This is a genomic window from Bradyrhizobium sp. Ken01 (assembly GCF_055807355.1).
The window spans coordinates 16,736-42,675 of record NZ_JBVVPC010000037.1; the positions used below are offsets into that span (position 1 = coordinate 16,736).

19 protein-coding genes and 2 pseudogenes are annotated in these 25,940 nt (G+C 58.5%); 13 read left to right on the plus strand and 8 right to left on the minus strand.

Annotated features, from left to right (window positions below; genetic code table 11):
* Positions 1 to 38 precede the first annotated feature (38 nt).
* The 3 genes from urtA to AC0L3S_RS28745 all read right to left on the minus strand — a co-directional run bounded on the left by urtA (position 39) and on the right by AC0L3S_RS28745 (position 5,105).
* Positions 39 to 1,319: an urea ABC transporter substrate-binding protein gene (urtA, locus tag AC0L3S_RS28735; protein WP_473282898.1), complete on the minus strand. Its 1,281-nt coding sequence runs from the start codon at positions 1,317 to 1,319 to the stop codon at positions 39 to 41.
* Complete coding sequence (locus AC0L3S_RS28740) at positions 1,316 to 3,214, minus strand: adenylate/guanylate cyclase domain-containing protein (RefSeq protein ID WP_473282900.1); 1,899 nt, start codon at positions 3,212 to 3,214, stop codon at positions 1,316 to 1,318. The genes urtA and AC0L3S_RS28740 overlap by 4 nt, the downstream gene beginning before the upstream one ends.
* A gap of 1,000 nt (positions 3,215 to 4,214) precedes the next feature.
* Positions 4,215 to 5,105, minus strand: a complete 891-nt coding sequence (locus tag AC0L3S_RS28745) for a hypothetical protein (protein WP_473282979.1) — start codon at positions 5,103 to 5,105, stop codon at positions 4,215 to 4,217.
* A gap of 381 nt (positions 5,106 to 5,486) precedes the next feature.
* Here AC0L3S_RS28745 and AC0L3S_RS28750 point away from each other — a divergent pair.
* Positions 5,487 to 5,861 (plus strand): annotated as a pseudogene (locus tag AC0L3S_RS28750) (transposase); the annotation flags it as partial.
* Between the two features lie 318 nt (positions 5,862 to 6,179).
* Entirely contained in the window at positions 6,180 to 7,802 is a 1,623-nt protein-coding gene (locus tag AC0L3S_RS28755; RefSeq protein ID WP_473282981.1) for an arylsulfatase, read from the plus strand.
* A 206-nt stretch (positions 7,803 to 8,008) separates the two neighbouring features.
* Here AC0L3S_RS28755 and AC0L3S_RS28760 read toward each other — a convergent pair whose 3' ends face one another.
* The gene (locus tag AC0L3S_RS28760) at positions 8,009 to 8,320 is read right to left on the minus strand and encodes a tetratricopeptide repeat protein (protein WP_473282902.1); all 312 of its coding nucleotides are present in this window, start codon (positions 8,318 to 8,320) and stop codon (positions 8,009 to 8,011) included.
* Between the two features lie 311 nt (positions 8,321 to 8,631).
* Here AC0L3S_RS28760 and AC0L3S_RS28765 point away from each other — a divergent pair, with 311 nt between their 5' ends.
* The 4 genes from AC0L3S_RS28765 (at position 8,632) to AC0L3S_RS28780 (ending at position 14,498) form a co-directional block, all read left to right on the plus strand.
* A complete protein-coding gene (locus AC0L3S_RS28765; protein ID WP_473282983.1) occupies positions 8,632 to 9,645 on the plus strand; it encodes a SphA family protein in 1,014 nt (337 codons plus the stop codon).
* 636 nt (positions 9,646 to 10,281) lie between these two features.
* Positions 10,282 to 12,513, plus strand: a complete 2,232-nt coding sequence (locus tag AC0L3S_RS28770) for a PAS domain-containing sensor histidine kinase (RefSeq protein WP_473282904.1) — start codon at positions 10,282 to 10,284, stop codon at positions 12,511 to 12,513.
* Positions 12,510 to 12,899: a response regulator gene (locus tag AC0L3S_RS28775; RefSeq protein ID WP_473282906.1), complete on the plus strand. Its 390-nt coding sequence runs from the start codon at positions 12,510 to 12,512 to the stop codon at positions 12,897 to 12,899. The genes AC0L3S_RS28770 and AC0L3S_RS28775 overlap by 4 nt, the downstream gene beginning before the upstream one ends.
* Before the next feature lie 141 nt (positions 12,900 to 13,040).
* Entirely contained in the window at positions 13,041 to 14,498 is a 1,458-nt protein-coding gene (locus AC0L3S_RS28780) for a DUF1254 domain-containing protein (protein ID WP_473282908.1), read from the plus strand.
* 169 nt (positions 14,499 to 14,667) lie between these two features.
* On the opposite strand, the gene AC0L3S_RS28785 is transcribed toward AC0L3S_RS28780, so the two are convergent.
* Together AC0L3S_RS28785 and AC0L3S_RS28790 are read right to left on the minus strand one after the other, a co-directional pair.
* Positions 14,668 to 16,392, minus strand: a complete 1,725-nt coding sequence (locus AC0L3S_RS28785; protein ID WP_473282985.1) for an adenylate/guanylate cyclase domain-containing protein — start codon at positions 16,390 to 16,392, stop codon at positions 14,668 to 14,670.
* 630 nt (positions 16,393 to 17,022) lie between these two features.
* On the minus strand, positions 17,023 to 17,226 hold the full coding sequence (locus AC0L3S_RS28790) for a hypothetical protein (RefSeq protein ID WP_473282910.1): 204 nt from the start codon (positions 17,224 to 17,226) through the stop codon (positions 17,023 to 17,025).
* A gap of 175 nt (positions 17,227 to 17,401) precedes the next feature.
* Here AC0L3S_RS28790 and AC0L3S_RS28795 point away from each other — a divergent pair, with 175 nt between their 5' ends.
* On the plus strand, positions 17,402 to 18,307 hold the full coding sequence (locus tag AC0L3S_RS28795; RefSeq protein ID WP_473282912.1) for a hypothetical protein: 906 nt from the start codon (positions 17,402 to 17,404) through the stop codon (positions 18,305 to 18,307).
* A gap of 187 nt (positions 18,308 to 18,494) precedes the next feature.
* Here the strand turns inward: AC0L3S_RS28795 and AC0L3S_RS28800 are convergent.
* Positions 18,495 to 19,877 (minus strand): annotated as a pseudogene (locus AC0L3S_RS28800) (efflux RND transporter permease subunit); the annotation flags it as partial.
* Between AC0L3S_RS28800 and AC0L3S_RS28805 the strand changes: the two are divergent.
* Positions 19,828 to 20,109: a hypothetical protein gene (locus AC0L3S_RS28805; protein ID WP_473282914.1), complete on the plus strand. Its 282-nt coding sequence runs from the start codon at positions 19,828 to 19,830 to the stop codon at positions 20,107 to 20,109. The pseudogene AC0L3S_RS28800 and the gene AC0L3S_RS28805 overlap by 50 nt on opposite strands.
* Positions 20,110 to 20,127: 18 nt before the next feature.
* On the opposite strand, the gene AC0L3S_RS28810 is transcribed toward AC0L3S_RS28805, so the two are convergent.
* Entirely contained in the window at positions 20,128 to 20,460 is a 333-nt protein-coding gene (locus tag AC0L3S_RS28810) for a helix-turn-helix transcriptional regulator (RefSeq protein WP_473282916.1), read from the minus strand.
* A gap of 483 nt (positions 20,461 to 20,943) precedes the next feature.
* Here AC0L3S_RS28810 and AC0L3S_RS28815 point away from each other — a divergent pair, with 483 nt between their 5' ends.
* The 5 genes from AC0L3S_RS28815 (at position 20,944) to AC0L3S_RS28835 (ending at position 25,754) form a co-directional block, all read left to right on the plus strand.
* Positions 20,944 to 21,384 (plus strand): hypothetical protein, encoded by a 441-nt coding sequence (locus AC0L3S_RS28815; protein WP_473282918.1) that lies wholly within the window; start codon positions 20,944 to 20,946, stop codon positions 21,382 to 21,384.
* Positions 21,385 to 21,429: 45 nt separating this feature from the next.
* Positions 21,430 to 21,957: a hypothetical protein gene (locus tag AC0L3S_RS28820; protein WP_473282920.1), complete on the plus strand. Its 528-nt coding sequence runs from the start codon at positions 21,430 to 21,432 to the stop codon at positions 21,955 to 21,957.
* Positions 21,954 to 22,766 (plus strand): metallophosphoesterase, encoded by an 813-nt coding sequence (locus AC0L3S_RS28825; RefSeq protein ID WP_473282922.1) that lies wholly within the window; start codon positions 21,954 to 21,956, stop codon positions 22,764 to 22,766. Before AC0L3S_RS28820 ends, AC0L3S_RS28825 begins: the two co-directional genes overlap by 4 nt.
* Positions 22,763 to 24,328, plus strand: a complete 1,566-nt coding sequence (locus tag AC0L3S_RS28830) for an AAA family ATPase (protein WP_473282925.1) — start codon at positions 22,763 to 22,765, stop codon at positions 24,326 to 24,328. Before AC0L3S_RS28825 ends, AC0L3S_RS28830 begins: the two co-directional genes overlap by 4 nt.
* Positions 24,329 to 24,479: 151 nt before the next feature.
* Positions 24,480 to 25,754, plus strand: a complete 1,275-nt coding sequence (locus AC0L3S_RS28835; protein ID WP_473282927.1) for a DUF2130 domain-containing protein — start codon at positions 24,480 to 24,482, stop codon at positions 25,752 to 25,754.
* Positions 25,755 to 25,940 lie beyond the last annotated feature (186 nt).

A 25,940-nucleotide genomic window follows, 5' to 3' on the forward strand; every position in this document is an offset into this window, starting at 1 on the left:
TCATTCGATTCCGACGATCAGGTGCGAACAAGACCATCTCACCAGTCCTTGAATGTGGGCTCAGCGCACCCCCCGCAAACCCAAGGAAAACTCCAGTCGGCTGTCAGCCTCGCACTTGCGGGAATGTATCGGCTCCAAACCGACGGTTTGATCGGTGAGATCGATCGCCAGACTACGTCGAACGTCCCTGAAGAATTTATCCTACCAATCATGGCCGGCTTGGACAGATGGTGATTGGTGTTCATCACAACTTCAAAGCCGCTCGGCGCTTTCACTCGCTGACCATACATCGCTTGACGGACGGCGTTCACATCAACAGTGCCGGCTTGGCTGACCGCCTGGGCCCACATTCGAAAACCGACGAAAGTGGCCTCCATCGGGTCATTTGTCATGCTGTCACGCTGGCCGTTGAAGTCAGCCCACATTTTGACAAAAGCGTCGTTTTCTGGCGACTTGATAGACTGAAAATAATTCCATGCCGCCATTTGACCAGCGAGCCTGTCAGCGCCAATTTGATGCAGTTCGCGGTCTCCGATCGAGAGCGCCATAACAGGGATGGTCGTGGCGCTGATCTGTTGAGCAATCAGCTCACGGTAAAAATAGGTGTTGGCGTCTCCATTAATGGTTGAGATGACAGCTGTCCGCTTGCCTTCCGAACCGAGCGCTTTGATCCTTCCGACAATCTCGCGCCACTCTGATTGCCCAAAGGGCGTATAGATCGTCGTGATATCCTCGGGAGCTACGCCTTCGCTGAACAGATAGGCGCTTAGGATCTTGTTGGTAGTCCGCGGATAGACATAGTCGGTGCCGAGCAATACCCACCTGCGAACTTGGCCGCCCTCCTTGCTCATTAGATATCGAACGGCCGGAATTGCCTGCTGGCTCGGCGCGGCGCCACTGTAGAAGATGTTCCGCGAACTCTCCTCGCCCTCATACTGAACGGGATAGAAGAGCAGGCCATTCAACTGTTCGAAAGCGGGTGTTGCCGATTTTCGGGACACGGAGGTCCAGCAGCCAAATACGACTGCAACCTTGTCCAACGTGAGCAACTCGCGAGCTTTTTCGGCGAAAGCTTCCCAATTGGAAGCAGGGTCCACGATTACCGGCTCCAATCTTTTCCCCAACAAGCCACCCTTTTTGTTCTGGTCCGCGATCATCATCAGAACCGTGTCCTTGAGAACGGACTCACTGATCGCCATGGTTCCGGACAACGAATGCAGAATGCCCACCTTGATGGTCTCTTCGGAAGCATGAACCGACGGACCAGATAGAGCGAGCATCGCCCACAGCAAGGCCCGCCAGCTCGAAGCGAATTTCATGCGGACGCTCCGTCGAGCCCATAGATGCGCGTTTCAGTGGACATTCCCTTCGCTATGACCGCATCGAAGGTCGTAAATCTAAACTGGTCGCGAACGCGGGAGTGGACTGCTTCGCTCACTAAGATTGTCGTACCGACCTGCTTGTTTAGTCCTTCGAGCCGAGCAGCAAGGTTCACGGTGTTGCCGAGAGCGGTGTAGTTCATTCGCTCAGTCGATCCGACATTTCCAACGACGGCCTCCCCAACATGAATACCGAACCGAGTGATGAAGGGCTTCCACCCTTCCGCCGTGAACTCAGCGTTGAGTCGTTCACCGGCGGCTCTGGCCGCCAGTGCCGCACGGCAGGCACGAGCGACATGATCTGGTTGCGGAGCGGGCGCGTTCCAAAATACCATCATCGCGTCACCGATAAACTTGTCGATTGTGCCACCTTCGGCTAGGAAGGCTTGGGTCAGGGCCGAGAAGTAGCGCGAGGTCTGTTTCATCAACAAGTCGGGGTCGACCGATTCCGCTATCGTTGTGAACCCCTGAACATCTGTAAAGATCAACGTTATCTCCTGCTTGACCCCTCCGAGCCTAGTTGAGATGGAGTTGTCCAGCACGCCGCGCACGATCTCCTTGGGAACGAAGTGCGCGAACGACCATATTGCACGCTGCGCCAAATTTACAGTACTGCCCAGATCGTGTATCTCTGCAATGTAGGATGTTACTGGCACCGGATCGGGCTGAGCCAGGTTCTGGAGTTTTGCGGCTTGCGCGGCAATGGCGTTCAAGGAACGGGCCATGCGATTGCCGAAAATCCAGACCATCGGGATGAAGGCCGCGCCGACGACGATGGCCAAGATCAAGCCCGTGAACTGTACTTTCCTGACATTCTGGACAAAATCATCCTGGGCCGCCAGCAGCAATATGCTGGCGCTGTAGCCATCGCTCAAAGTGAAACTCGTCAATCGAAAAAGATAACCTTGGCCCTTGTTATCTTCGACGGAGCCTTCGTCCACGCCGAGGTTGCGTGAGATCCGCAGCACAGAGGCAACGAGTCCATCTTTGATTTCGCCGATGTTTGGTAGCTGTGATCGTGTGGGATCGTTCATCGCATTTGCGAGTAATTCCACAAAGTCAGGATGGGCGATCAGGGAGCCAGCTTGGTCGAAGATCGTTGCGGTGCCATGTGGTCCCGGGCGCTGGGCCTGGACGAAAGCGCTGAAGCTATCGAGCTTAAGATCGGCCGCGAGCACGCCGGTCACCTTGCCCTGCAAGGGCGCAGCCACCGTCATCACTGGTGCGCTAAGATTAAAGGAAAGATACGGCTCGCTGACAAAGGTGCGGCCGATTTTCATCGTCTGGGTATACCAGGGCCGCGTCCGAGCATCGTAGCCGTATTTCCAGAAATCGATTTCGTCGACTTCGCTGCCCTGCCGATCTTGGAACACCCGGCGCATCGGCAGCTCGCCTGCCGCCGTCGGCCGCACAAGATTGATCACCATATCAGCATTCACCGGTGCTCGCAGCTTCGCGCGCTGGTCCTCAGTGAGATCGCTGGTGCGCCGCACTTGTAACCAGGCGCCATTCGCAAAGCCGACGTAGATACTGTCCATCTGCGGCATTTCGTGCAGAGCGGCCTTGAACAGGGGGATCGCCCTGCCCGTTTCAGATCGGTCATCCGAATCCGCTACGCTTGAACTAGTAGCAAGCACGTTCACAATTGAAGAGATGGAGCTCAACTCACTATGCAAGCGGCCCAAAGCCTTGGCGCTTGCTGCGTCCATATAGGCTGAAGCCGCTTCATGCGTTGCTAAACGCAGCGATCGAACCTGAATTGCAATCAACAAACCTGCAAGCGCAGCCACAAAGGTCGCCACAGCAAGCGTTATCGACGTTCGGAACGTGAACATGCAGGCGCACCGATACTTTGAAGCTAGACTAGGGGAGCTTACCTCTCGCCACTATGCTAGTTCGGCAACAACGTTGGCTTGATCTGAACAGTTTCGGTTTTGCAGTTCCGCCCGCCCCGGGCGTCTCGTTCGACCTAAGGCGACCGTCGTGATCGCCGACGAGACGAGTGCACGAGCAGGATAAGAGGTGCGCTTGATGTGATTGTCCCCCGCTGCTGTCGTTCCCCCAGCATGGGGAGAGAACTAGCAAAGCAGCCCGATTTTGCAGCGCAGATTGGCCGAAGTAGCATAGCCAAGCCCGCACCTGTTGATACCCTCTTCACGTGGAAATTTCGCGCCACGAGCGATCACTAGGAGAAAGCCATGATGAATTTACGAGTTTTGGGCGCGTCAGTGATTGTGGCATCAGCCCTGTCCTGCTCTGCTGCATCGGCACAATCGGCCCTCTCCAATCCGGACACGTGCGAAGCTGAGTTCGCAAGCTGCACGGGCCTTGGGACCGGCGCTACCCCTACCTCCGGCTATCGGCACCGGCCATCAACGCGGCACGTCACTAACCAGCCGGTCGCTGCGGCAGCAGGTGCCGCGGTCGGCGGATGGGGTAACTCCTACGCCATGTCCGGCGAGATGGGCTGGCACGGCAACTGGAATACCTATGCCACTCGCAATGGCATCGTTTGCCGACCCGGCACCTACTTTAAGGGTCCTGATGGCCTTCGACATCTCTGCCAATAGGTCATCCATTGTAAGCGGAAGCAGGCGCTCCCTCAGGGCCGCCTTTTCCTGCCCTGTAGTCGCTTTCTTCCTGAGCAAGGAAATTGCGCGACTGCAACCGATTGTCTAGCGGCAGACGACTGCGTCCGACGTTGCGAACTGAGGACGCGAGGACGTCTCTGATAAGCAGGCGCACTGGTTGCAATAAGTTAAGTCGCCCAATTAACTTCAGGCCGAGGGTATCCGCCGCGGCGGCGTCGTCAACAAGATGGCGCCGCCCGGCGTCTCAGTTTCTGACGAAGTATAGTGGCGTTCTAATCGTCAGCTGATAGGCGGGCTTTGGTGTCCATGCAATCTGGGCTGTGACGCCAAACAGGCGATTATCGTTATCGTCCATCCGGTCGAGGTCGAACCGTACAATTGGCTGAGTAAAGGATGGCACTGTCCCCAAGTTCAGCAGTTGCGCTCCGCCGAATGATTGAACGCCCCCGCGGCCCGTGAACTTCCAGTTGTTGGGCCACTGATAGTAGCCGCCGAGATAGCCAATGGTATTCGGGTTAATCGTTGCGAAAGGAGAATCGACATTGATTCTCGTGTATTGGACGCCGGCCAGCAACCCTTTGGTCTCGTCTTCGTTCAGGGCATAGTCGAACTCCACAATGTTGTTGAAGGACGTCGTCGCAAGCGTAGAATCCGGCACCGATCTCGTGATGGTGGTCTGCAGTGTAATCGTTGGCATGGATCCGCCATTCTGCTGATAAAGGTCAGCCTGGAAACCCACGTTCCAGCTCGAGATCGCCGGGGACGACCAGTCAGACGTCCCACTTTCCAAAGCGCTTGCCGTGAACCCGCCATACAACGAGACTGCGTCGCTAACATCGACCGTCAGCGGAACGTCAAGTGCAATGTTTTGTGTTGAAGGCGACGATGGTGCTGGAAAGCTCGAAAGTCGCGGTGAACTCGACAGATCCGAGAGTATTCGAAGCGCCGCGATGGTCGTTGCCAGCGAAGGACCGCTGAAGCCGATCGAAAGTGTATTGGCGGGCACCGTGGCGTAATTCGTTCTCAGGTCCAAATAAACATTAGGCCACGATGTCGGTGCGGATCCACCATTGCTGCCGCTAGGATCCTGAGCCAGGACGGGATCGGAGAGACATACCAAAGCCGGCACCAGCATCAGGCAATAGTACGATCGAACCAGGACGGTAAAGACGGTAAAGCCTAGCTCTTGCGCCGTCCCTTTGGCTCGAGCTCGGAAAATGAACATTTTCAACAGCCGGCTGCTTTGATAGCTGCGGCAGTATGGAGCGGACGGAATAGCTTGTCCAATGTGGCTCTGACGTCTGATTCTGGCCTGTCGCGTCAGCCAATGGCATCCAGCGCACCCCGGCCATTGTGGGCTGTGAGGTCGAGGCGTCCGGCGGTGCCAGTAAAGGACCAGACGACCAGAGCCAGTCTCGTCAATAGGGGACACGTTGCGTGCAAGCTTTTCAGCCTCGGACGTGGAGAGACGGGTCGGACTTTCATTTAGCGATAGCGTTGCGCGGGACCCGTCCCGACGAGCGGTACCGTGCACAACGGAGGACCCTTCTGTCTCGTGCAAGCAAGCTCGACTGCGATATGTGCACTCAAAACCGCAGTGCTGCCCAAAGGAACACGCAAGATCCCGCGCGAATTTCCATGAGCACGCCCGAGACGTTGCCCGGTCGTTTGCCGGCCAGAGCTTCGAGCTCTCTCGGCGTCAGCGCAAGAAGATCGAGATGAAGTTCTCACACTTGAAGCGTATCCTGAAGCTTGGTCGGCTCCGATTGCGCGGCCCGCAAAGTGCCCAGGTTGAGTTTGTTCTAGCCGCCATCGCTCGTTGGGGCGGCTTTCATCATTTGCATCGCTGGTCGCACGACCGCCACCGGCTCAGGTTCTGCGCATCGCTTAGCGTAGCGTCAAACTTGCGTAAAAGCGTCAGGGCCGGCGCTTCAAAGCGGCTCAACGAAAGGACCAGCGGCCAATCTGTGCAGATTTTCAGGTGCCAAAGGCGCTTCCTGCCGGAAACGCATAGCGCTTGATCCAAGCCCACGGCAGGGTCCTCCTCGTAATGTCCCGCCGCTCGCGTCCTGCCGAGCCATTCGGGAGCGCTCACCTCGGCTTTTCAGGTCAGGACGAGGATGAAGGCATGAGCAACGATAAAGTCCCGGCTCAGATCGAGAGCAACAACGAGCCGACCAGCGCAGGCTTGAGACGCCGCGACATTCTCATGAGCGGTACTTCTCTTGTGGCGGTCTCAGCACTATCGGCCGTTGGGCTGACAAGCCCTGCTCAGGCCCAACAACCGGCGACGGCACCTGCTACGGCCGGGCAAAAGCCGAACATCGTCGTCGTCATGGGCGACGACATTGGGTGGTTCAACATCGGTGCTTACCATCAGGGTATTATGGCCGGAAAGACGCCAAACCTCGACAAGCTTGCGGCTGAGGGAATGCGCTTCACCGACTATTACGCGGAGGCTTCCTGTACTGCTGGCAGGGCGAACTTCATCACAGGCGAGCTTCCGATCCGCACCGGATTGACCACTGTCGGGCAGGCCGGCTCGCCCATTGGGATGCCAGCCGAAGCGCCCACGATTGCCACGGTCCTCAAATCCATGGGGTACGCGACAGGCCAGTTCGGGAAGAACCACTTGGGCGACCTGAACAAGTTTCTCCCGACGATGCATGGTTTCGATGAATTTTACGGCTACCTCTATCACCTGGACGCGATGGAAGACCCTTCTCATCGCAACTACCCGAAAGACCTGATTGCCACAGTCGGACCGCGCAACATGGTCCATAGCTGGGCCACGGAAACGGATGACGCGACGGAGATGCCCCGCTGGGGCAAGATCGGCAAGCAAAGGATTGAGGATGCTGGTCCTCTTTATCCCAAAAGGATGGAAACTGTAGACGACGAGATCCGGGATAACGCCTTCAAGTTCCTCGATAAGGCTAAGGCCGACAACAAGCCGTTTTTCCTCTGGTTCAACCCGACACGCATGCATGTGGTCACTCATCTTTCCGAAAAATACGAGTCCATGCGCAACTCGGAGAACGGGTGGTCCATTCAAGAAGCCGGTATGGCCCAGCTCGATGACGACATTGGCTTGCTGATGCAGAAGCTGAAGGACATGGGCATCGACAACAACACCATCGTCGTCTTTACCACCGACAACGGCGCGGAGAACTTTACTTGGCCGGATGGAGGCAACACGCCTTTCGCTGGAGGTAAGGGTACCGCCATGGAAGGCGGCTTCAGGGTGCCCGCGCTGCTGCGTTGGCCGGGCAAGGTGCCGGCAGGCAAAGTGGAGAATGGTATCTTCTCAGGTATGGACTGGTTTCCAACCTTCGTTGCGGCAGCAGGCAATCCGAACATCACCGCCGAACTTCTAAAGGGCAAGGACATGGCGGGCCGCAGCTATAAGGTCCACCTGGACGGGTATGATCAAACAGCGTTGATCACCGGCAAAGGTCCGTCAGCTCGTCACGAAGTACTTTACTTCACCGAAGGCACACTTTCGGCAGTGCGCATAGACGATTACAAGTACCGGTTCACCGATCAGCCTGGCGGTTGGTTGGGTGGTACCGTCAAGGTAGATTGGCCTATCCTGACCAATATCCGTCTTGATCCCTTCGAGCGCATGAACCTTCCGAACGGGGCCAACGGTTCTCTGGCGTTTTACAACTGGTTTGCATTCGAGTTCTGGCGCTTCCAGTTTGTACAGCAGGAAGTCGGGAAACTGGCGCAGACGGCGGTCGAATACCCGCCAATGCAAAAGGGCGCCAGCTTCAACCTTGAGGCGGTCAAAGCACAGATCGAGAAAGCTATCGCGGCACACGCCAAATAAGTCGACCCTTGAGCGCGTATCTTGAGCGGGCGGTTCGTCCAGGGCCGCCCCTCGGGATAAGCCGCGGCTCGGTCAACGAGTAGACGGCCGCGAAGCGGGCTTCCAGTCCCGTGCGAGCTTCTGCGCTTCGCCTATCTGAGCGGGGCTCATCCTCCGTTCAGCCATTTGTAAAGTTTTCATCGCGGTTTGCTCACCCGCTGCTACCGCTAGACTGAACCACATGTAGGCACCGCGAGATTGGTTTGTGCAGCCGCCAAGCCTTGCTCCGCAGCTTTGCGAAACCACAATGCTGCGGCAGCATCGTCCTGCTGCACGCCCTCGCCAGTCACATACATCCGTCCCAAATTGAATTGGGCTGCAGCGTCGCCATCATTGGCCAACGGCCGAACAAGACGCAGCGCCTTTGCGTGGTCGCCTATGGCATGCGCACCAGGCGCATCCTCGGATGTGCCCGCGGCCACAGGTGCAGCGAACGCATTCAGTAGACCGATAGTGGCCATAGCGCGCTTGAGTTTCATCTTTGAGCAACTTTGCTCTTCACTGATGCTCGAGCAGTAGCGCGGCGTTACTAAGATCGGGGTGACCCTCGGCGTCGAGCCTGTTGCTGTTTGGTCGCAGTATTCATCTTTTTTCGGGCAAATCAATCCTGAGCGGATTTTAGCTCTTAGGCCTGGCTACTGCAGGGTTACAGTGTGTCGAAGCTGCACTCGGAGGCGACACGACCTTACGGAGAATGATCATGACAGCGACAGCTGCATTAGCGCGGGCGAAACGGCCTATCTCGGTAGGGCGCAGACTTGGCGTGGCGGCCATCATAGCGCCCGCCATCATGTTTTTCTCTCAGTCCGCATCTGCCGACGAAAACGGCATCAGTTTCTGGATCCCCGGCCTATTTGGAAGCCTTGCGGCGACGCCACAGCAACCGGGTTGGTCGCTGGCAACTATCTACTACCACACGTCCGTATCGGCGGGCACCGACGTCGCGAGGGCGCGTGAGTTCACACTCGGCAGGGTTCCGGCCAACTTCACCGTGAACGCAAATCTGAATCTGCATGTCAACGCCACGGCCGACCTTGGCTTGGTGCTTCCGAGCTATGTATTTGCGACCCCGGTGCTCGGTGGCCAAGCGTCTGTGTCCCTCTTGGCAGCATATGGCGTTGTCGGCACCAGCTTGGCGGGTACCTTATCTGGTGTCGTAACAACGCCGTTCGGCAATGTTCCCTTCGCGCGCTCCGATACCATCAGCGACACGACATGGGGCTTTGGGGATCTAGCGCCGCAGTTCGCGTTGCGCTGGAATGCGGGCGTCCACAACTACATGACCTATATCACCGGCGATATTCCAGTTGGCGCTTATCAATCCGATCGCTTGTCGAACTTGGGCATTGGACATGGCGCAATCGACGCTGGCGGCGGCTACACTTATTTCAATCCGCAGACCGGTCACGAATTCTCCGGGGTGCTCGGCTTCACCTACAATTTGAAGAACACTGCCACGCAGTATCAAAGCGGTGTGGACATGCACTTTGACTGGGGTGCGTCGCAATTCGTGTCGAAGGAGGTCATGGTGGGCCTCGTCGGCTATGTCTACAAGGGATTGAGCTGCGACAGCGGCTCAGGTGACCGTGTCGGCTGCTTTCAGTCGCAAGTGGCGGGCATTGGGCCCCAGATCGGATTCCTTTTTCCGGTCGGCGACATGCAGGGCTATCTCAATCTCAAGGCCTACGGGGAATTTGCTGCGGAAAACCGGCCATCAGGTTGGAATACTTGGGTGACCTTTTCTATCTCGCCGCCCGCGCCCGGAGCGCCTCCGACCGCTAAGCCGATCGTCAGAAAATACTAGAAACACGCAGGTGTGTTTCAGTGCACTATTCGCGGCGCAGATTTAACCAAGTAGCGTTCGCCGACGGAGAGTATTATGAGCAACACGAGGAGCATTCGGTTTATCCTGCTGGCATCGCTTGCTGTCTCGACAATTTCAGCTCTGCCGGTGGCTGCGGGGGACGCCTATCTGGCCTTTGGTGCTCAAACTGGGGCTTACACGGCCAAGCGCCAATGCATAAACACATGTCGTGCACGCTACCGCGACTGTCGTCGTCTGAACCGGTTGCCATCGTTCGAGTGTCGGGGCATCTATCAAGACTGCACCCGCTACGCGTGTACTGGTCGAGGACCAGGATGATTGACATGCCTTGTGCTGCAGCTGGCCGCGGCCGACGCCGCGAGGCGAATGGATGATGCTTCATGGCCCTCGGCGGACCGATCGGACGCATGAGCGCAACGGCTGCTTTTGCCAAAGCGGAGTTCGTGCCGTGTGTGGGGGCGGAGACCGACTGGTCCTTGGAGGAGCCAAGGGCGGCCTTTGGTTCTCGCGAGGGAGCCTCATGGATCGACAATGCCTCAAGGACCAAGTTTTAGCACTATTGTCGTCTGAATTGCTGGCGCATACTGGTTCCTCCTCTGAGAGGTCTCCGCAATCGTGTCAGAGTATTCTAGTCGAGAAGCGGCTGACATAAAATCGTCCCGAACTCTTAACGGCGGGCTGCAGCAGCCTGCCTTACAACTCGTCTACGACACAGCACCGATCGGGCTTGCGGTACTTTCTCCCGACTGCTGTTACCTGCAAATCAACCAACGCCTCACTGAGATATGCGGCATCTCCATCGAGGATCACTTGGGACGCTCGGTTCGCGATTGTGTACCGGCTTTGGCCGATGCGGTCGAAGGTATCGTCCGTTCGATCATGAACACCGGCGAGCCGGTGAGTGGCATCGAGGTTGCTAGTCAGCGGGTGGACAAAATCGAAGATCGCTCGTGGATTACTTATTGGCATCCGCTGCGCGCTCGAACGGGCGAAATCATTGCGATCAATGTTGCAGCCGAGGAAATTACCGAGCGCAAGCGCGCGGACGCGGTCCTCGCTGAAAGCGAACAGCGCTTTCGCGAGCTCGCCGACAACATCAGTCAATTCGCATGGACCGCCGACGCCAGTGGCTGGATCTACTGGTACAACAAGCGTTGGCATGAATACACAGGAATGGGCCTCGAAGATGCAGAAGGCGCGGAATGGCGGAAGCTTCATGATTGGAGGGACTTTCATCACCCCGAACATGTAGATCGTGTCGTCAAGCATTTTCGACGAAGCTTCGAAACCGGCGCTCCTTGGGAGGACACTTTTCCTGTTCGGGGCAAGGATGGCACCTATCGATGGTTTCTGTCGCGTGCTCTGCCGATCCGCAACAAGGTTGGTGACATCGTCCGTTGGTTCGGCACCAACACGGACGTAACCGAACAGATCGAGGCCGAAAACGCGCTTCAGGTAAGCGTGGAGCGGCAAACGGCCACGGCCGATATCCTCAAGGTCATTGCTAGTTCGCCGTCCGATGTTCGACCAGTGTTCGAAGCAATTGCCGATCAGTCCAATCGACTGACTGGTGGCCACTCAACCGCCGTGCTTCGCATCATCGACGATGTAGTCGAGCTGGTCGCATTCACACCCGTCAGTGCCGAGGCGGACGCGGCACTAATAGAATCGTTCCCCCGACCGGTAACGGCTTATCCTCTGTTCGAATTGATCCGCGGTGGTCAGAGCTTAGAAATTCCAGACAGCTCGGCCGAGTTGGGATTTCAAAGCGGGTTGACCGACATCGGCGTTGCACGGGGTTTTCGCAGCCTGCTGCTTACGCCGCTGAAAAACGAGCGGGGCCTAATCGGCCTAATCAGCGTCACTCGCAAGGAATCCGGCTCTTTTGAAAGGCATCACGTCGAGTTGCTGCGGATCTTCGCGGACCAAGCGGTAATCGCGATAGAAAACGTGCGACTTTTCGCCGAAGTTAAGCTGCGGACAGATGAACTGTCGCAATCCCTAAACAACCTCCGAGCGGCGCAGAATCGTTTGATCCAGACCGAAAAGCTCGCATCATTGGGTCAGCTCACGGCGGGCATCGCCCATGAGATCAAGAATCCTCTGAACTTCGTAACCAATTTCGCGTCGCTCTCGGCTGAATTGGTCGGAGAGTTGCGCGAGCTGCTCGACGGCGCAGGGATCGGCCAGGGCAAGCGAGCCGCCGTGGACGAGCTATCGGAGCTGCTGCGGGGCAACCTGGAGAAGGTCGTCGAGCATGGCAAACGCGCCGATTCAATCGTTAAGAACATGCTCCTTCATTCACGCGGGGGCTCCGGCGAACCCGTGCGCGTCGAGATAAACACCTTGGTAAAAGAAAGTCTGCAGCTTGCTTATCACGGTGCACGGGCGGAGAAGGCCGGGTTCAACATCACGCTGGAGGAAAACCTTGATCCTTTAGCGGGTGAGCTGGAGGTTTATCCGCAGGAGATAACTCGCGTGCTCCTCAACCTGATCTCAAATGGCTTCTATGCAACCATGGCTCGGAAAGCCCAGTGGACTGACGAGCCATATGAACCAACAATTTCTACATCTACACGGGACCTCGGCGATAGGGTCGAGATTCGCATCCGCGACAACGGGACCGGAATACCCGCGTCAATCAAGGAAAGGGTGTTCGAGCCGTTCTTCACGACCAAGGCGGCCGGTGAAGGCACTGGTCTGGGCCTGTCGCTCAGCCACGACGTCGTCGTGAAACAGCACGCAGGAGTGATTGAAGTCGATACACAGGCGGGCGTATTCACTGAATTTCGTGTCGTCCTCCCCCGCAACGCTGAGCTGATTGCTGCTTCCGGACGCAAAACATGAACCCGCGTATCCTCGTCGTCGATGACGAAGCAGACGTCGAGGCATTGTTTCGCCAGCAGTTCCGGCGCGAGATCCGCGATGGCCGCTACCGCATGGATTTCGCGCGGTCGGCAAGCGCCGCGCTTCAACTGATCGGCGAGGTTGATCGTGAAACGCTTATCTTGATCCTTTCGGATATTAACATGCCTGGGATGAGCGGCCTGATTTTACTGCGAAAGGTCAGAGCAGCGCGTCCTGATATTCCTGTAATTATGATCACGGCGTACGGCGATGGAGAAACGAAACAGAAGGTTCTCGAAGCTGGTGCTGAGGCGCTATTCACCAAGCCCATCGACTTCAAAGCGCTCAGGAGCGACATCGACGCGCGCGCCAGATCGAGCGGATGACACTGGGTTCTTTGGAGCCAAAGAGTCCGATGTTGACCGACAGCGGACATTCTCAGCCGATTTTGCATAGTCGAGAGCACCGAGTGCGATCATGATCATACGAAACGGCGTCAGGATCACCCAGGGCCGCTGGAGGTTACTTTGAAAAAGGTCGCGATTACTTTGGCTTTGAGCCTGCTCATCCCGACAGCCTGGGCACTGAACGCGAAGGCCCAGAGCGCTATAACCGAACAAGAGGCTCACGACATCGGCGTCAATGCGTATCTTTATTTCTATTCGCTTTTGTCGATGGACATTACCCGGAAGCAGTCAACCAACATTGAACCGGGTAAGGAATTTGGCAAAGGCCCGATGAATATGTTCGTCAACGTACCACAGTACCCACCTGCAGACTTCAAAGGGGTCGTACGGTCTAACTTCGATACTTTGTATTCCATCGCATGGCTCGACATGACCAAGGAGCCCGTCGTGGTCAGCGTGCCGGATACGGGCGGCCGCTACTACCTTTTGCCCATGCTCGACTTGTGGAGCGATGTTTTCGCTTCTCCGGGCTTGCGCACGACTGGTACCCAGGCCGGAACCTATTTGGTAACGCCGCCCGGTTGGCGGCCCGATCTTCGTGACCGGTTCACCGACGAGTTCAAGCTGCCGAAGGACACCCGGCGCATTGAGGCACCGACGCCGTACGTCTGGATCATTGGTCGTACAAAAACCGATGGTCCGTCCGATTACGATGCGGTCCACAAAATTCAGGCGGGCTACAAGGTCGCGTTGCTTTCCGAATTTGGCAAATCGCCTAAGCCGGCTGAAGTCAAAATTGACCCCAGCGTCGATATGAAGACGCCGCCGAAGACCCAGGTAGATACGATGACAGCAGGGGTCTATTTCGCTTACGCCGCCGAGTTGCTTAAGCGTATTCCTCCGCATGTAACAGACGAACCTTTGATCGCGCAGATGAAAAGGATTGGGATCGAAGTAGGGAAGAGTTTCGACATCGGCAAGCTCGATCCGCTCGTGCAGAGGGGGCTTGAGACCTCGCCGGCAGACGCGCAGAAGGTGATGGCGTGGAAAGTGCCGACCTTGGCACGAGTTGCCAATGGCTGGTCAATGAACACAGACACAATGGGTGTGTATGGCAATTACTATCTAAAGAGGGCTGTCGTCGCTCAGGTTGGGCTTGGTGCAAATCTTGTGGAGGACGCGATCTATCCCCTCAACATCGGCGACGAAACCGGCAAGCCGCTCGATGGTGCGAACAAATACACGATCACTTTTGAAAAAGGTGCAGCGCCACCTGTTAATGCCTTCTGGTCAATCACGCTGTACGACGCGGAGGGCTTTCAAGTTGGAAACGTTCTGAATCGCTTCACGGTCTCCAGTTGGATGCCTTTTAAATACAACCCTGATGGCTCACTAGACCTTTACTTCCAAAACGAAACTCCCGGAAGGGACAAGGAAGCCAATTGGCTACCTGCACCCAAGGGGCCATTCAATCTGACTATGCGACTTTACAGTCCGAAATCGGATGCGCTCACGGGCCGGTGGAACCCGCCTTCAATTGTTAAAATGCAAGGTGTGTCGAGCCTGACAGCTCAGTGAGACAACAAGGTCGAACACTACGAGCGACGTGCCTTGCGAGGCCCCTTTGGCCGCCGAGCGCGTCTGCTCATGGCCCATCGCGTCAGTTCGTCCGATGCAGCGGTTTGTGTGGAATTGACCCGATCCGGACTTCGAGGGCATCGGTGTCATAACAACGGAAGTTCGAGGATTACTTCTTCTCTAGATGCCACGCACCGTCCCAGCCATCGCCGGGCGGAACTGCCGCTAGCCCGTCGAGGCGCTCGATGAAAGTCATTGAGGGTCCGTCGGTCGGGACCGCCAGCAGTGCTGCTTCAAAATTTCGACGTGCGTCGTCCCAGCGTTGTGCACGGTAGGCAGCGAGCCCATCCGAGAATCGATTTCGAAGGTCTATCTGCGAGGACGTCAACTCACCCTTTCGCGCCATGATCTCGAACACGGCCTGAGATTGAGTTTGACCGAGCGTCACGATCCGGTCGACTTCGCGCGCCTCGATAAAGGCCCCAGCACCCTCGACGGTCGACTCCGACACCAAGATGCGGCCGCCGTAAACCTTATTAGCGCCCTCCAAGCGCGATGCCAGATTCACCGTATCGCCCATGACGGTATAGCTCATCATCAGCTCCGAGCCGATGCTGCCGACCAGCACCTCCCCCGTCGCGATGCCGATACGCAAATCAAACGCGTTAGGAAGTGTGCGGACACCAAGCAGTGCAGGCAACTCTGCCCGCAACTGTGGCACAAGCCTTAGCATGTCCAAAGCAGCAAAGCTCGCGAGCCGGGCCTGTTCCTTGTCGTCGGCGAATGGAGGTCCCCAGTAGGACATGATGGCATCGCCGATATACTTGTCGATGATGCCTTGATGATGGCGGATCGGCGCTGACATGGTTGAGAAGTAGCGGTTCATCACCTTGACCAGGCCTTGCGGAGTCATCCCTTCACTGGTGCTAGTGAATCCCTTGACGTCACAAAACAGTACGGTCATGACGCGGCGCTGACCTTCTACAGCCAATTCGGGCCTTTCCATAAGTCCCTCTACAACACGCGGATCAACGTACTTCCCGAACGTCTCACGCAGGCGCTCCTTTAATCGTAACTGCTCCACCATCTGATTGAAGGCAGTGGTCAGCTGCCCGATCTCATCCTGCGAGGTCGCGACCAATGTTCCGTCGAGATGACCGGCTTCGACCGCCTTGGCACCCTCGAGCAACTGCCGGACTGGACGAGTCACACCGGCGCTGACCAAAGCCGAAAAGACCAAACCAAGAATGGCGGCGAGGAATGTGAGGATTGCGGCGATGGCCATGACTTGAGTTAGTTTTCGCGTTGTCACCTCTGCGTCTGAAACCAGCAACGCAAACATATCGGACCGAATGGCATCCATCTTCTGGTTCATCTCCTCGCGCAGGTCGTCCACGCGCGCGAGACTTTCGTCGATTGCCTTGTCGTCACGGGTATCCAGCAGAGGTAACAGTCGCTCGATCTCATGATTAAGATGCCGGCGCGTATCGGCGACGGCGGAATCGATACGGCCTTCAAGGCGAACCAAAGCGGTCGCATCTCCGTTTTTCCCGTCGACTAAATCATGGATCAGTGCGAGCGCTACCTGAGTTTCTTGAATACCTTCGGCGCCTTTGGCGTCAAATAAAGTAGCCAAAGCCGCAAACCGGTCCGCATTCGGTGGTGATTTCATCTTTTCGATCACCATGCGACGCAGCGCCAAGCCTCGTTCAACCGAACGGATGTTCGCGCGTGCCAGATCTCCATAAGCCGGAATATAGCTTCGTGTCAGCTCCTGTAGACGGTTGCCAAGCTGCACCACAGAGACCATCGAAAGCACAGCCGTAACGGCCATTAGAAGGATAAGAGCCACTGCGATGCTCATGATCTTTCTTCGGATCGACAGTCTGAGCATCAAGAAATCATCCTGTGGAGCGAGTCGCCGGGCCGCTAATTAAGGCGATGGATACGAGTCCAGCGTGGATAAGAGCATCTGGAGACCCTGTCACGCATCAGCCAAAGCGACGATTGCTCTAGCGTTTTGCACACGCCCAGTGAATTGAAACACTACCCGGGGGGACATGGTTCTACTATGCACAATCGGCCGACCGAGACCTCAGCCATCAGAAAAATCGTCAACCCTGCTACCACCTTGCTGCCGTGCAGGTAGTGAGTTCGATGCAGAGGGAAGTCAGCTTCTGGCCCCATCGCTGCCATCCGACAGGCGGGTCGTCATGTCGGCTCTCATGACGGAGCGGAAGTTTGCAGCCGAGCGCCGACCGACGCTCTTGACCCATAGCGGTCCTACAGGGCCAAGGTTTATGCGGCTCACGAGCCTCGCTTCCCGGAGCTTCGCAAGGTTGGCTGCGTCAGTTGGACCGCTCGCGGCGCATGGCAACAAACCAGTAGGCGGAGCCTGCGACGAAGCCGGCGAACACGTATGTCATATCGTGGTGTCAGGCCACGGAGTAATCAGGCGTTGACCGAGCCAGCCGACTGCTGCGTCGGTGGCCGGCCTTGCTTACCCACGAGCAACGCAGGTCCCCTAACGGCGACCTTTCCTTCCTGCCAACCATTCCCGCAGCAGTTTTTCAACGATGCCCGAGACCTTCAGGCCATCCTCGATCGCGGCGATCTTGGCGGCCATGATGACATCTTCTTCTAAAATGACGGTAAGGGGCTTCTTGCCTGTCGGCGCACGGGGACCACTCCTGCTCTTTGGAGCTTCTGCCGCATTCTTCCTTGCCATCCTTACCACCGTGCTGATTCCGCCAAGTCATCATGCGGCCTTCCCATCGGAAGTGCAACGCGGGCTGACGTAACGTTTACCATGTCTTCTGTGCTTATGAGCACCGTTTACATTGCGCACCGGTGCGCATATATAGAGTTGACCAACTGATCTTTCCCAACCTGGATGAAAGTGAATGACCGCCGCTCAGTTCAACCCGACGATCGTCGCCCGGACCGCCCTGTGCGATGGTTCGGTTTGGGGATTGCGAACTATCGACTCGCTTGGATCGATTCTCCGGGTTACGGCGGTCCCGTATTCCGATCTGGATCGAGCCAAGGCCAATATCTCGTCGCCCTACATCGCTTACGTAGTCGCTACGGATCGTGCGTATGTTGGGTACGGTCGGCGAAATCGTAAGATTGGCGAGCGCGTCAAGAAGATGCTTCAAGCGGCAACCCAAGTCTACATCATTGATGGCAACGACCCTCGTTTCGGCAGCTACGAGGCAGAGTATATCGAGGCCCGTCTCATCGAGACCGGCGCCAAGCTGGGGGTGCCGCTCGCAAACCGTGGTCGGCCGTCTGGCCGTGACGGGTTCGCGATTTCTCCAGAGCGGGAGCAACTGGTCTTACACGCCAGGATTCTGCTCTCGCTCGCTGGCTTCGCGCGGTTCGAAGAGGCGCAGCGGGCGCAATCGGATCTCCCGACCTCGGTAACAGCCACCCGCTACCTACACGACGTGCACGTTCTCAATCCGAAGACGCTGGCCGTTCCGGGTGATGCGCCCCGTATGCGACTGAACTGGAAAGGCATTCAAGCAGAGGGCTACGCTATTGCCGGCCGCTTTCATTTGCTCCCGAACGCGGAGTATTGCTACGCAGCCAAGAGCGGGCTGTCGGACGACAATCAAGACCGACGTCGGGCTATCGAGGAAATGGACGTCTTGGAACCGATTCCCGGCGTCCCTGAGCGAGCCCGCCTCCGGGTGGGCCTCGACTGCAAGAGCCCCGCGATGGCCGGCAAAATTCTTTCAGGTGAGCATATCGGAAACAAGGCCTGGGAGATGCAGCCCGTTCTGCAAACGGCGGCTCCATCTTGATGCAGCCGCGGCTGCTGACAGCTTACGCGCGGCGTTCGCCAATGTGATGGTCGACCCTGCGGCAAGCGGCTGCAAGCATAGTGTCCAGGCCGAGATCAACGCTAATCCCAACAGCCGGAACTCGAAGACCTTGAGGTCGTCCCGAGGAGGAAGATCCGCCCGCAAAGTCCAACCGACACACCCGCGCTCAGCTAGTCCGCCGGCTTTGAGACCGCTTGTGAACTGTGATCGAGTTGCGGATCGGCGGCGAAAGCCGGCGATCATCAGGCGGCGATCCGAACCCCTTCACCAGGCCGAAGATCGCCGGGAACACGATCAGCGTCAGCAGCATGGATGAGATCGTGCCGCCGATCATCGGCACCCCGATGCGCTGCATATTTGCCGATCCCGTCCCGCTGCTCCACATGATCGGCAGCAGGCCCGCCATGATGGCGACAACCGTCATCATATTGGGCCGGACACGCTCCACCGCGCCCTCCATGATGGCATCGAAACAAATCGCCGCGGGTCAGCGCTCGCGCCTCGGCGGCGCGCCTCGCCGCGGTCTCCGCCGGCGCCTGATTGAGATAGATCAGCATGACGACGCCGGTCTCGGCGGCGACGCCCGCAAGCGCAAGGAAGCCCACGGCCACGGCAACGGACATGTTGAAGCCGAGCCACCACATCAGCCAGAGCCCGCCGACCAAGGCGAACGGAACCGAGAGCATCACGATCATCGTCTCGGTGATCGAGCGGAAGTTCAGGTACAGCAGCAGGAAATTAATCAGCAGCGTCTCTGCGACGACGATCTTCAGCCGCGCCTTTGCGCGCTCCAGGTATTCGTACTGGCCGCTCCACATGTCGTAGTAATCGGCCGGAAACTGGATGCTGGCCTGCACGGCAGCTTCGGCGTCGGCGACGTAGCCGCCCATGTCCGGTGGCGAATGTCGACGTAAATGTAGGTAGCCAATTGTCCGTTCTCGGTCCGGATCGACGTCGGGCGCCGGCGACCTTGGCGGCCTCGCCGAACGGCACCGCGCGGCCGGCGGGCATCGGCACCAGCACGTCGTTGGCGATGGCTTGCGGATTGTCGCGCAGATCGCGCGGGTAGCGCATGTTGGCGGTGAAGCGCCGCCGGCCCTCGACGGTCGTGGTCACGGTTTGACGCCGAGCGCGGTCGCGATCGTGCCCTGAACGTCCTGGACCATGATGCCGTAGCGCGCCAGCGCGCTTCGGTCCCGGGTGACCTCCAGATAGTAACCGCCGATGCCGCGCTTGGGGTCCGCCGAGGACGTACCGGCACGGCTTTCAGGACCTGCTCGATCTGCTTGGCGAGTTTATCGATCTCGACCAGGTCGGTCCCGATGACCTTGACCCCGATCGGCGTGCGGATCCCCGTCGACAACATGTCGATGCGCGCCTTGATCGGCATGGTCCAGGCCTTCGAGACGCCGGGAAACTGCGGCGCCTTGTCCATCTCGGCGATCAGGCCGTCGATGGTCATGCCGGGTCGCCACTCGTCCTCCGGTTCGAGGTTGACGATGGTCTCGAACATCTCGGAAGGAGCCGGGTCCGTCGCCCAGCAGCACCGGCGTCCCGTTGTTCGTCTTCAGCACGAAGTCGCCGAGGTCGTTGATCGACTTGATGCAGCCCTTGGTCGCAGCGCGCGTCCTCGAGGCTCCAACCCGGGACCATCGAACACGCTCAAGCACACGCTGTTCGAGGAAAGCTTCGTGGTCGCGCTGGTCCATGTTGTGGCCGATGATGATCGTATGTGCAGGGCCGACTGCTTCAATAGGCCTGACGTACGGATGACCAGCTGAGTCTTGGCTGGGCGTAGATCACTGGGCTCCGCCACGACCGCTCTTCTCGCTCCTCTGGCTGCGAGCTGACAAGATGGCCTGATGCAGCACGGGACGGCGGATGCGTATGCCAACACCGGCTGCGGCATTGTCCTCGTCCATCAGGAACTCCACTCCCATCTCCTCCAGGCAGTCTACTAAAGCCTTCAGAGTGCGGTCCTGTGGGACGCGCCCGCCGGTTTCGAAAAGCGCGATGGTCCGTGTAGCCACCTTCGACGCCTTGGCCAATTCGGATTGGGAAATGCCGAGCCACACGCGAGCCGAGGCGATTTGGCGACCGTTAACCATGTTCAGTATATTTACAAGATACATGTATATCTGTAATGTACACGTGCATTTCCTGTGCTAGATAGTCCGTGTGTCAGCCCGAGGCCCGAAATGACGTTTGCCGATGCTCCCCGTCAGCCCTGTGATGCAATCAGGGCCAGCCAACTCTGCGTCAGAGGCGAGGCAAGTCATCCTGCATGCGCCGGTCGCGACTCAGACTGTTGCGGAGGCTACCTCAGCAGAGGCACCTGGCAAACCACTGCCGCCGGCTCGGCGGAGCTCAGGGCGGCCGGTCACCTCTACCGGATGGCGGGTGTGTTCGGGTTGAGCGATTACAATCCGGGATACGGACGCTTCCTGTTGGAGGAAGTCTCGCTCGAGTAGCGACTAACTTACCGGGTTCGTGGCCCGGCGGAGGTAATGCACGGGCCGCCGTGGATAATTCCGAAGACCGATCCACGAGCAAAGATGAAGACAACACCGACCTGACGCGCTGGCTTGGCCATGCGTGAACGATGGAGCGCGCCTTTGAACCACATCGACAATGGTGACCCTGAACGGCATGAGGAGGCCACCACAGAGCCGTGGCCCCGCGTCCTGAAGTATTGGCGGGCGATTTCGGCCGAGGCGTTCGACGACGCGACCAAGGCCGAGGTGATCTCGTTCGTGCAGGCGACGACCACGACGATCCCGCAGTTGCAGCGCGCCATCTCGGGCGATGCAGATGCCGCTATCGGCATGATCATGCACTGCAAGGCGCCCAGTTCGATCAGCGTCAAGGTCGATTTCCCGATGACGGTGTTGCTGTCGTCCGCCTTCGAAGATCCGGGGGCGGCGCTCGCGTTGTCTCATAAGCTTCGCGAGATGCCGCTTGAGGCGCGCCTCCGTACGAAGCTCGCAACGTCCTGGCAGGTCGCCAGCTTGCTGTTGTCTTCGCGCCGCCCCCCGAATGGCCCCACGCGCAACTAATAGAGCGAGCACCAAACGTTCATGCTGAACAATGAGAGAGAGTCCATGACATTCGCGGTGCCCGGTTCCGCAACGAAGATGCGGTTGGCAGCTTACGACCCGGCAAGTGCACGTTCCTGGCCATTCAAGGCGGAGGACAGTCCACCGCTCGAGTGGTGGCGGAGGCTCCCGTCACAGGCGTTCGGCGAACCCGAACGCCTTCACCTCCACGCAACGCTCGAGCAGATCAACGTGCTGCATGCCGAACTCGACCTTATGGCCGCGCTGAAGGGCGACGCGGCCGCCGCCATTGAGGTCACGTTCACGCTCATGCCGATGAGCGAATTTTCGCTGAGGACCGACATCGCGATGACTGCGCTCCTGCGGTGCGCCCTGGAGCGCAACGCGGCCGCATCCCTGGTTCTGGCTCAGGTCACGGGCTTGACCGACCTCGGCCATCCCTATGCCAAGGAGATCGCAACCGCATGGCTCGCCTACGGCTGGCTGTGCTCGGAAAATCCCCGCGAGTTCAGCAATGCGGCGGCCGTGCTGCTGACCGCTTTCCAGGATCGTGAGCGGGAGCAAGATGAATGAAGATCCAGATCTTCTCCGACCTCCATGGCGACGTGTATCCGGTCAAGCCCATCACGATATTGCCTGGCGTCGACCTCGTGATCGTCGCCGGCGATACCTGCGAGAGCGCGATCCGCGCCTTCGAGTACCTCCGTCGCGTCGTGCCAATGCACATCCCGATCGCGATGGTGCTCGGCAACCACGAATACTACCGCCACTGCATTCCCGAAGAAATCGCGTCCGCCCGTTCCCAGGCGGCCAGCTTCAACATCTATCTGCTGGAGAACGCGACCGTGGTCGTCGCCAGCCGGGACGGCGAACGAGCGATCCGTGTGGTCGGTGCCACGTTCTGGACCGATTATCTCGCTTTCGGCAAAGCTAATCAGTTCGGGGTGATGAACACCTGCGCGACCGGCATGAATGATCACCGCCTGATCACCTGGCGGAAGCAGCCGTGGCGCCGGTTCAGGCCCCAGGAAGCAGCCTTGGTACACCGCGAATCCAAGGCGTACCTCACTGGTATTTTGGCGACACCATTCGACGGCAGCACCGTGGTCGTCACTCATCACGCAGTGCACTGGAATTCTGTGCACCCGAAATTTCAGAGCGATCCCCTCACCGCTGCCTTCGTCTCCGACCAGAGCGCGCTGATCGAGCGCTTTCAGCCGACGCTGTGGGTCCATGGCCACGTCCACAATTCGTCGGACTATCGCGTCGGCGGCGGCGGCGGCGGCGCCAGCGCCGGCGGGGCGCGGATCATATGCAACCCGCACGGCTACGGATCCGAGAACGATGCCTTTAACGACGCCATGGTGGTGGAAATCGAATGAGCAGCGCCGGCGATGATGGCGACGATTTCGAGCTGCCGGCGGTCGCACGCGATGATGTGTTGACCGGGGCGGCAGCCGATTCAGCCGATTCTGAGAATCACCTGAAAAACATGCCCCGTATTCTGCGTTACGCGAAGCTACTCGGAGACCACGCTGGGCACGTCGAACAACGCCTGATTGCCGAGATCGACGAGCTCTGCCCGGATCTCGCCCTGAACACCGCTTGGGCGGTTGCGCTGGATGTTGAGACTGGGCTTGCGCTTGCCACCGAGCTTGATCGTCGCGCGGCGGAATATAACGATCCGAACCTGCGCAGCTTGTCAGATTGTGTGCGGTTGCTTTCCTTACCCGCGACGCGAGGGGGTCTTCACTTCCAGCATTATTTTCGGGTCGCAAAGGCGCTGCTGCTGTCCTTCGAGATCATTCGCGACCGTGACGAACAACTGTGTTGCGAAATGGAGCGGTTCGCCTTTGGCTGGGCGGCACTGCCTGCGTGCGCTCACATATCCGTAGGGCACGCCTCCGCCGCGGAAAATGCGCTTATGCTCGGCTCGCGCATGGTGGAACATCGCATTTCTGCTGCTTGGCGAGAGGCCTTTCAGGCGCAGGAGGAAAAGTTGCGCTCGATGGAAGAGGCCGAGCAAGAAAGAGCCGAGATCTCGCGCGAGACTCCAGCTAAGGAGGAGACCCTGCCGTCTGATCATCTTATCGTCGCTCGTCTGAGCGCCGAGGAGATGAAGAACATCCGGCTGAAGGAAATTCTCGCTTCGCTGAAGAACGTCGTCAACGTGCCGCTGCCGCTCGTCATGGTGCCGCCGCTGCACGAGGTGCGCAGCAAACTGCTGCTCGAGTTTCCCTACGCAGAGCGCGTCATTGACTTGGTCCTATCTGATCTTATTGGCCGGCGCATCGTTCAGCTCCGTCCGATGATCCTAGTCGGGGAACCAGGCGGAGGTAAAACGCGGTTCGTTCGAAGCTTGGGTCAGGCTCTCAACCTACACGTGTGGCGCACTGATTGCTCTCGGGGAGACGCGGCATTCGGCGGTACTGACCGTCGCTGGCACTCCGCCGAACCCTGCCATCCTCTTCTCGCGGTGGCCCGAAGCAAGACGGCCGGCCCGTTGGTGCTGCTCGACGAGCTTGAAAAAGCGCCCTCCAGCGCGAACTCGGCAGGCCGGCTGTGGGACTGCCTGTTGAGCTTCACGGAGCCGGAAACGAACGCGCGTTATCCCGATCCCGCGCTGCAGGTCAATGTGGATTTGTCGCGACTTTCTTTCATCGCGACCGCCAACAACCTGGACCCGTTGCCGAGCCCGATCCGCGATCGGTTCTTGGTCGTGACGTTCCCGAAGCCCGGCGCCGCCGATATCAATTCCTTGTTGCCCGCTGTGATGGTGGATCTCATCAAAGAGCGCGGGCTCGATCAACGCTGGATTCGGCCGCTCGACGAAAGCGAACGCGTCGCGGTTGCCAAGCTGTGGCAAGGCGGCTCTGTGCGGCGGTTGCGCCGTATTGTCGAGGTCATCCTGCGCGAACGCGATCTCAGTGCCACGAGGAATTGATATGAGCCGAGAGCCCCACGAGAAGCTCGCATCCTTCCGATCATCGCCGCTGCCACGGCCGCCGCGATTGCCGGGGATAACGCCCGGCGAGATCGCGGATGATGCCGGAAACAGAGATACACTCACAATTCATCATCAAAGGACCGATCGCGTGAGCGACCCCCAGATCACCTGCACCAAGTGTGGAACCGAGATCAAGCTAACTGAGTCCCTCGCGGCTCCCTTGATCGTCGCCGCGCGCAAGCAGTTCGAGGCGCGGCTCGCGGCCAAGGAGGTCGCGTTCAGCCGCCGCGAAGCACAGCTGCGTCAGTCTGAAGACGATCTCGCCAAGCTCCGCGAAACCGTCGACGAGCAGATCGCGGCCAAGATGACCCTGGAACGCGAGGCCATCGCGGAGGCGGAAGCCAAGAGGGCCCGCTTGGCCCTCGCTGATGATCTTGGTCTACGGGACCGGCAGCTTGCCGACCTGCAACAGCTGCTTGCCGCAAACGATGCCAAACTGATCGAAGCTCAGCGCACCCAGGCTGAGATGCTCCGGAAACAGCGTGAGCTCGACGTCGCCAAGCGCGAGGTCGAACTCACGATCGAGAAAAAGGTGCAGGAGAACCTGGCTGCAGTGCGCGACAAGGCGCGGCTCGAAGCGGAAGACGCCCTCAAGTCAAAGGTCGCCGAGAAGGAGGCCCAACTCGCGGGCATGCAGCGGCAAATCGAAGAGCTCCGTCGCAAGGCCGATCAGGGTTCACAGCAGCTGCAGGGTGAGGCGCTCGAAGTAGAGCTCGAAGCCCTGCTCCGGAATCGCTTTCACGGCGACCTGATCGAGCCGGTGCCGAAGGGCGAGTTCGGCGGCGACGTGGTGCACGGCGTCTTTTCCGCGGGCGGCCAGCGCTGCGGCACCATTCTGTGGGAATCGAAGCGGACGAAGGGCTGGAACCCGGCTTGGCTCGGCAAACTGCGGGATGACCAACGCGCCGCGAAGGCGGAGCTGGCGCTGATCGTCTCGACCGTTCTTCCCAAAGGCATCGAGGGCTTCGACCTGCTCGAGAATGTTTGGGTGGCAGAGCCCCGCTTTGCAATTCCGCTTGCTGTTGCGCTTAGGCAGTTGCTGATCGATGTCGCCACAAGCCGCCAGGCCCAGACCGGTCAGCAGACCAAAACCGAGATCGTGTACAGCTACCTGACCGGTCCGCGCTTTCGTCACCGCATCGAGGCCATCGTCGAAAAGTTCACCGACATGCAGAAGGACCTCGATCGCGAGCGCGCCACCATGTCGCGCCTCTGGGCCAAGCGCGAGGAGCAGCTCAGGGGCGTGCTGGAATCGACTGCTGGCCTGTACGGGGACATTCAAGGCATCGCCGGCCGCGCCATGCAGGAGATCGAGAGTCTGGACGTGCTGATGATCGAGGCGAAGGGCGAGGCTGCTGAGTAGGAATGAGGAACTCGCACGTCGAATGTTATGGAATAAAATTTAAATCTTGAGAGACCACTCCGTACCGACATGCAGCTTAGGACGCGGCCGTTCTGCCATTGAACTACGCCCGCACGACTTTCGGCTCTCCTGGGCAACCGGCAATGCCCCGGTCCAGATGATGGCTTTGAGATCGAGGTCATAGCT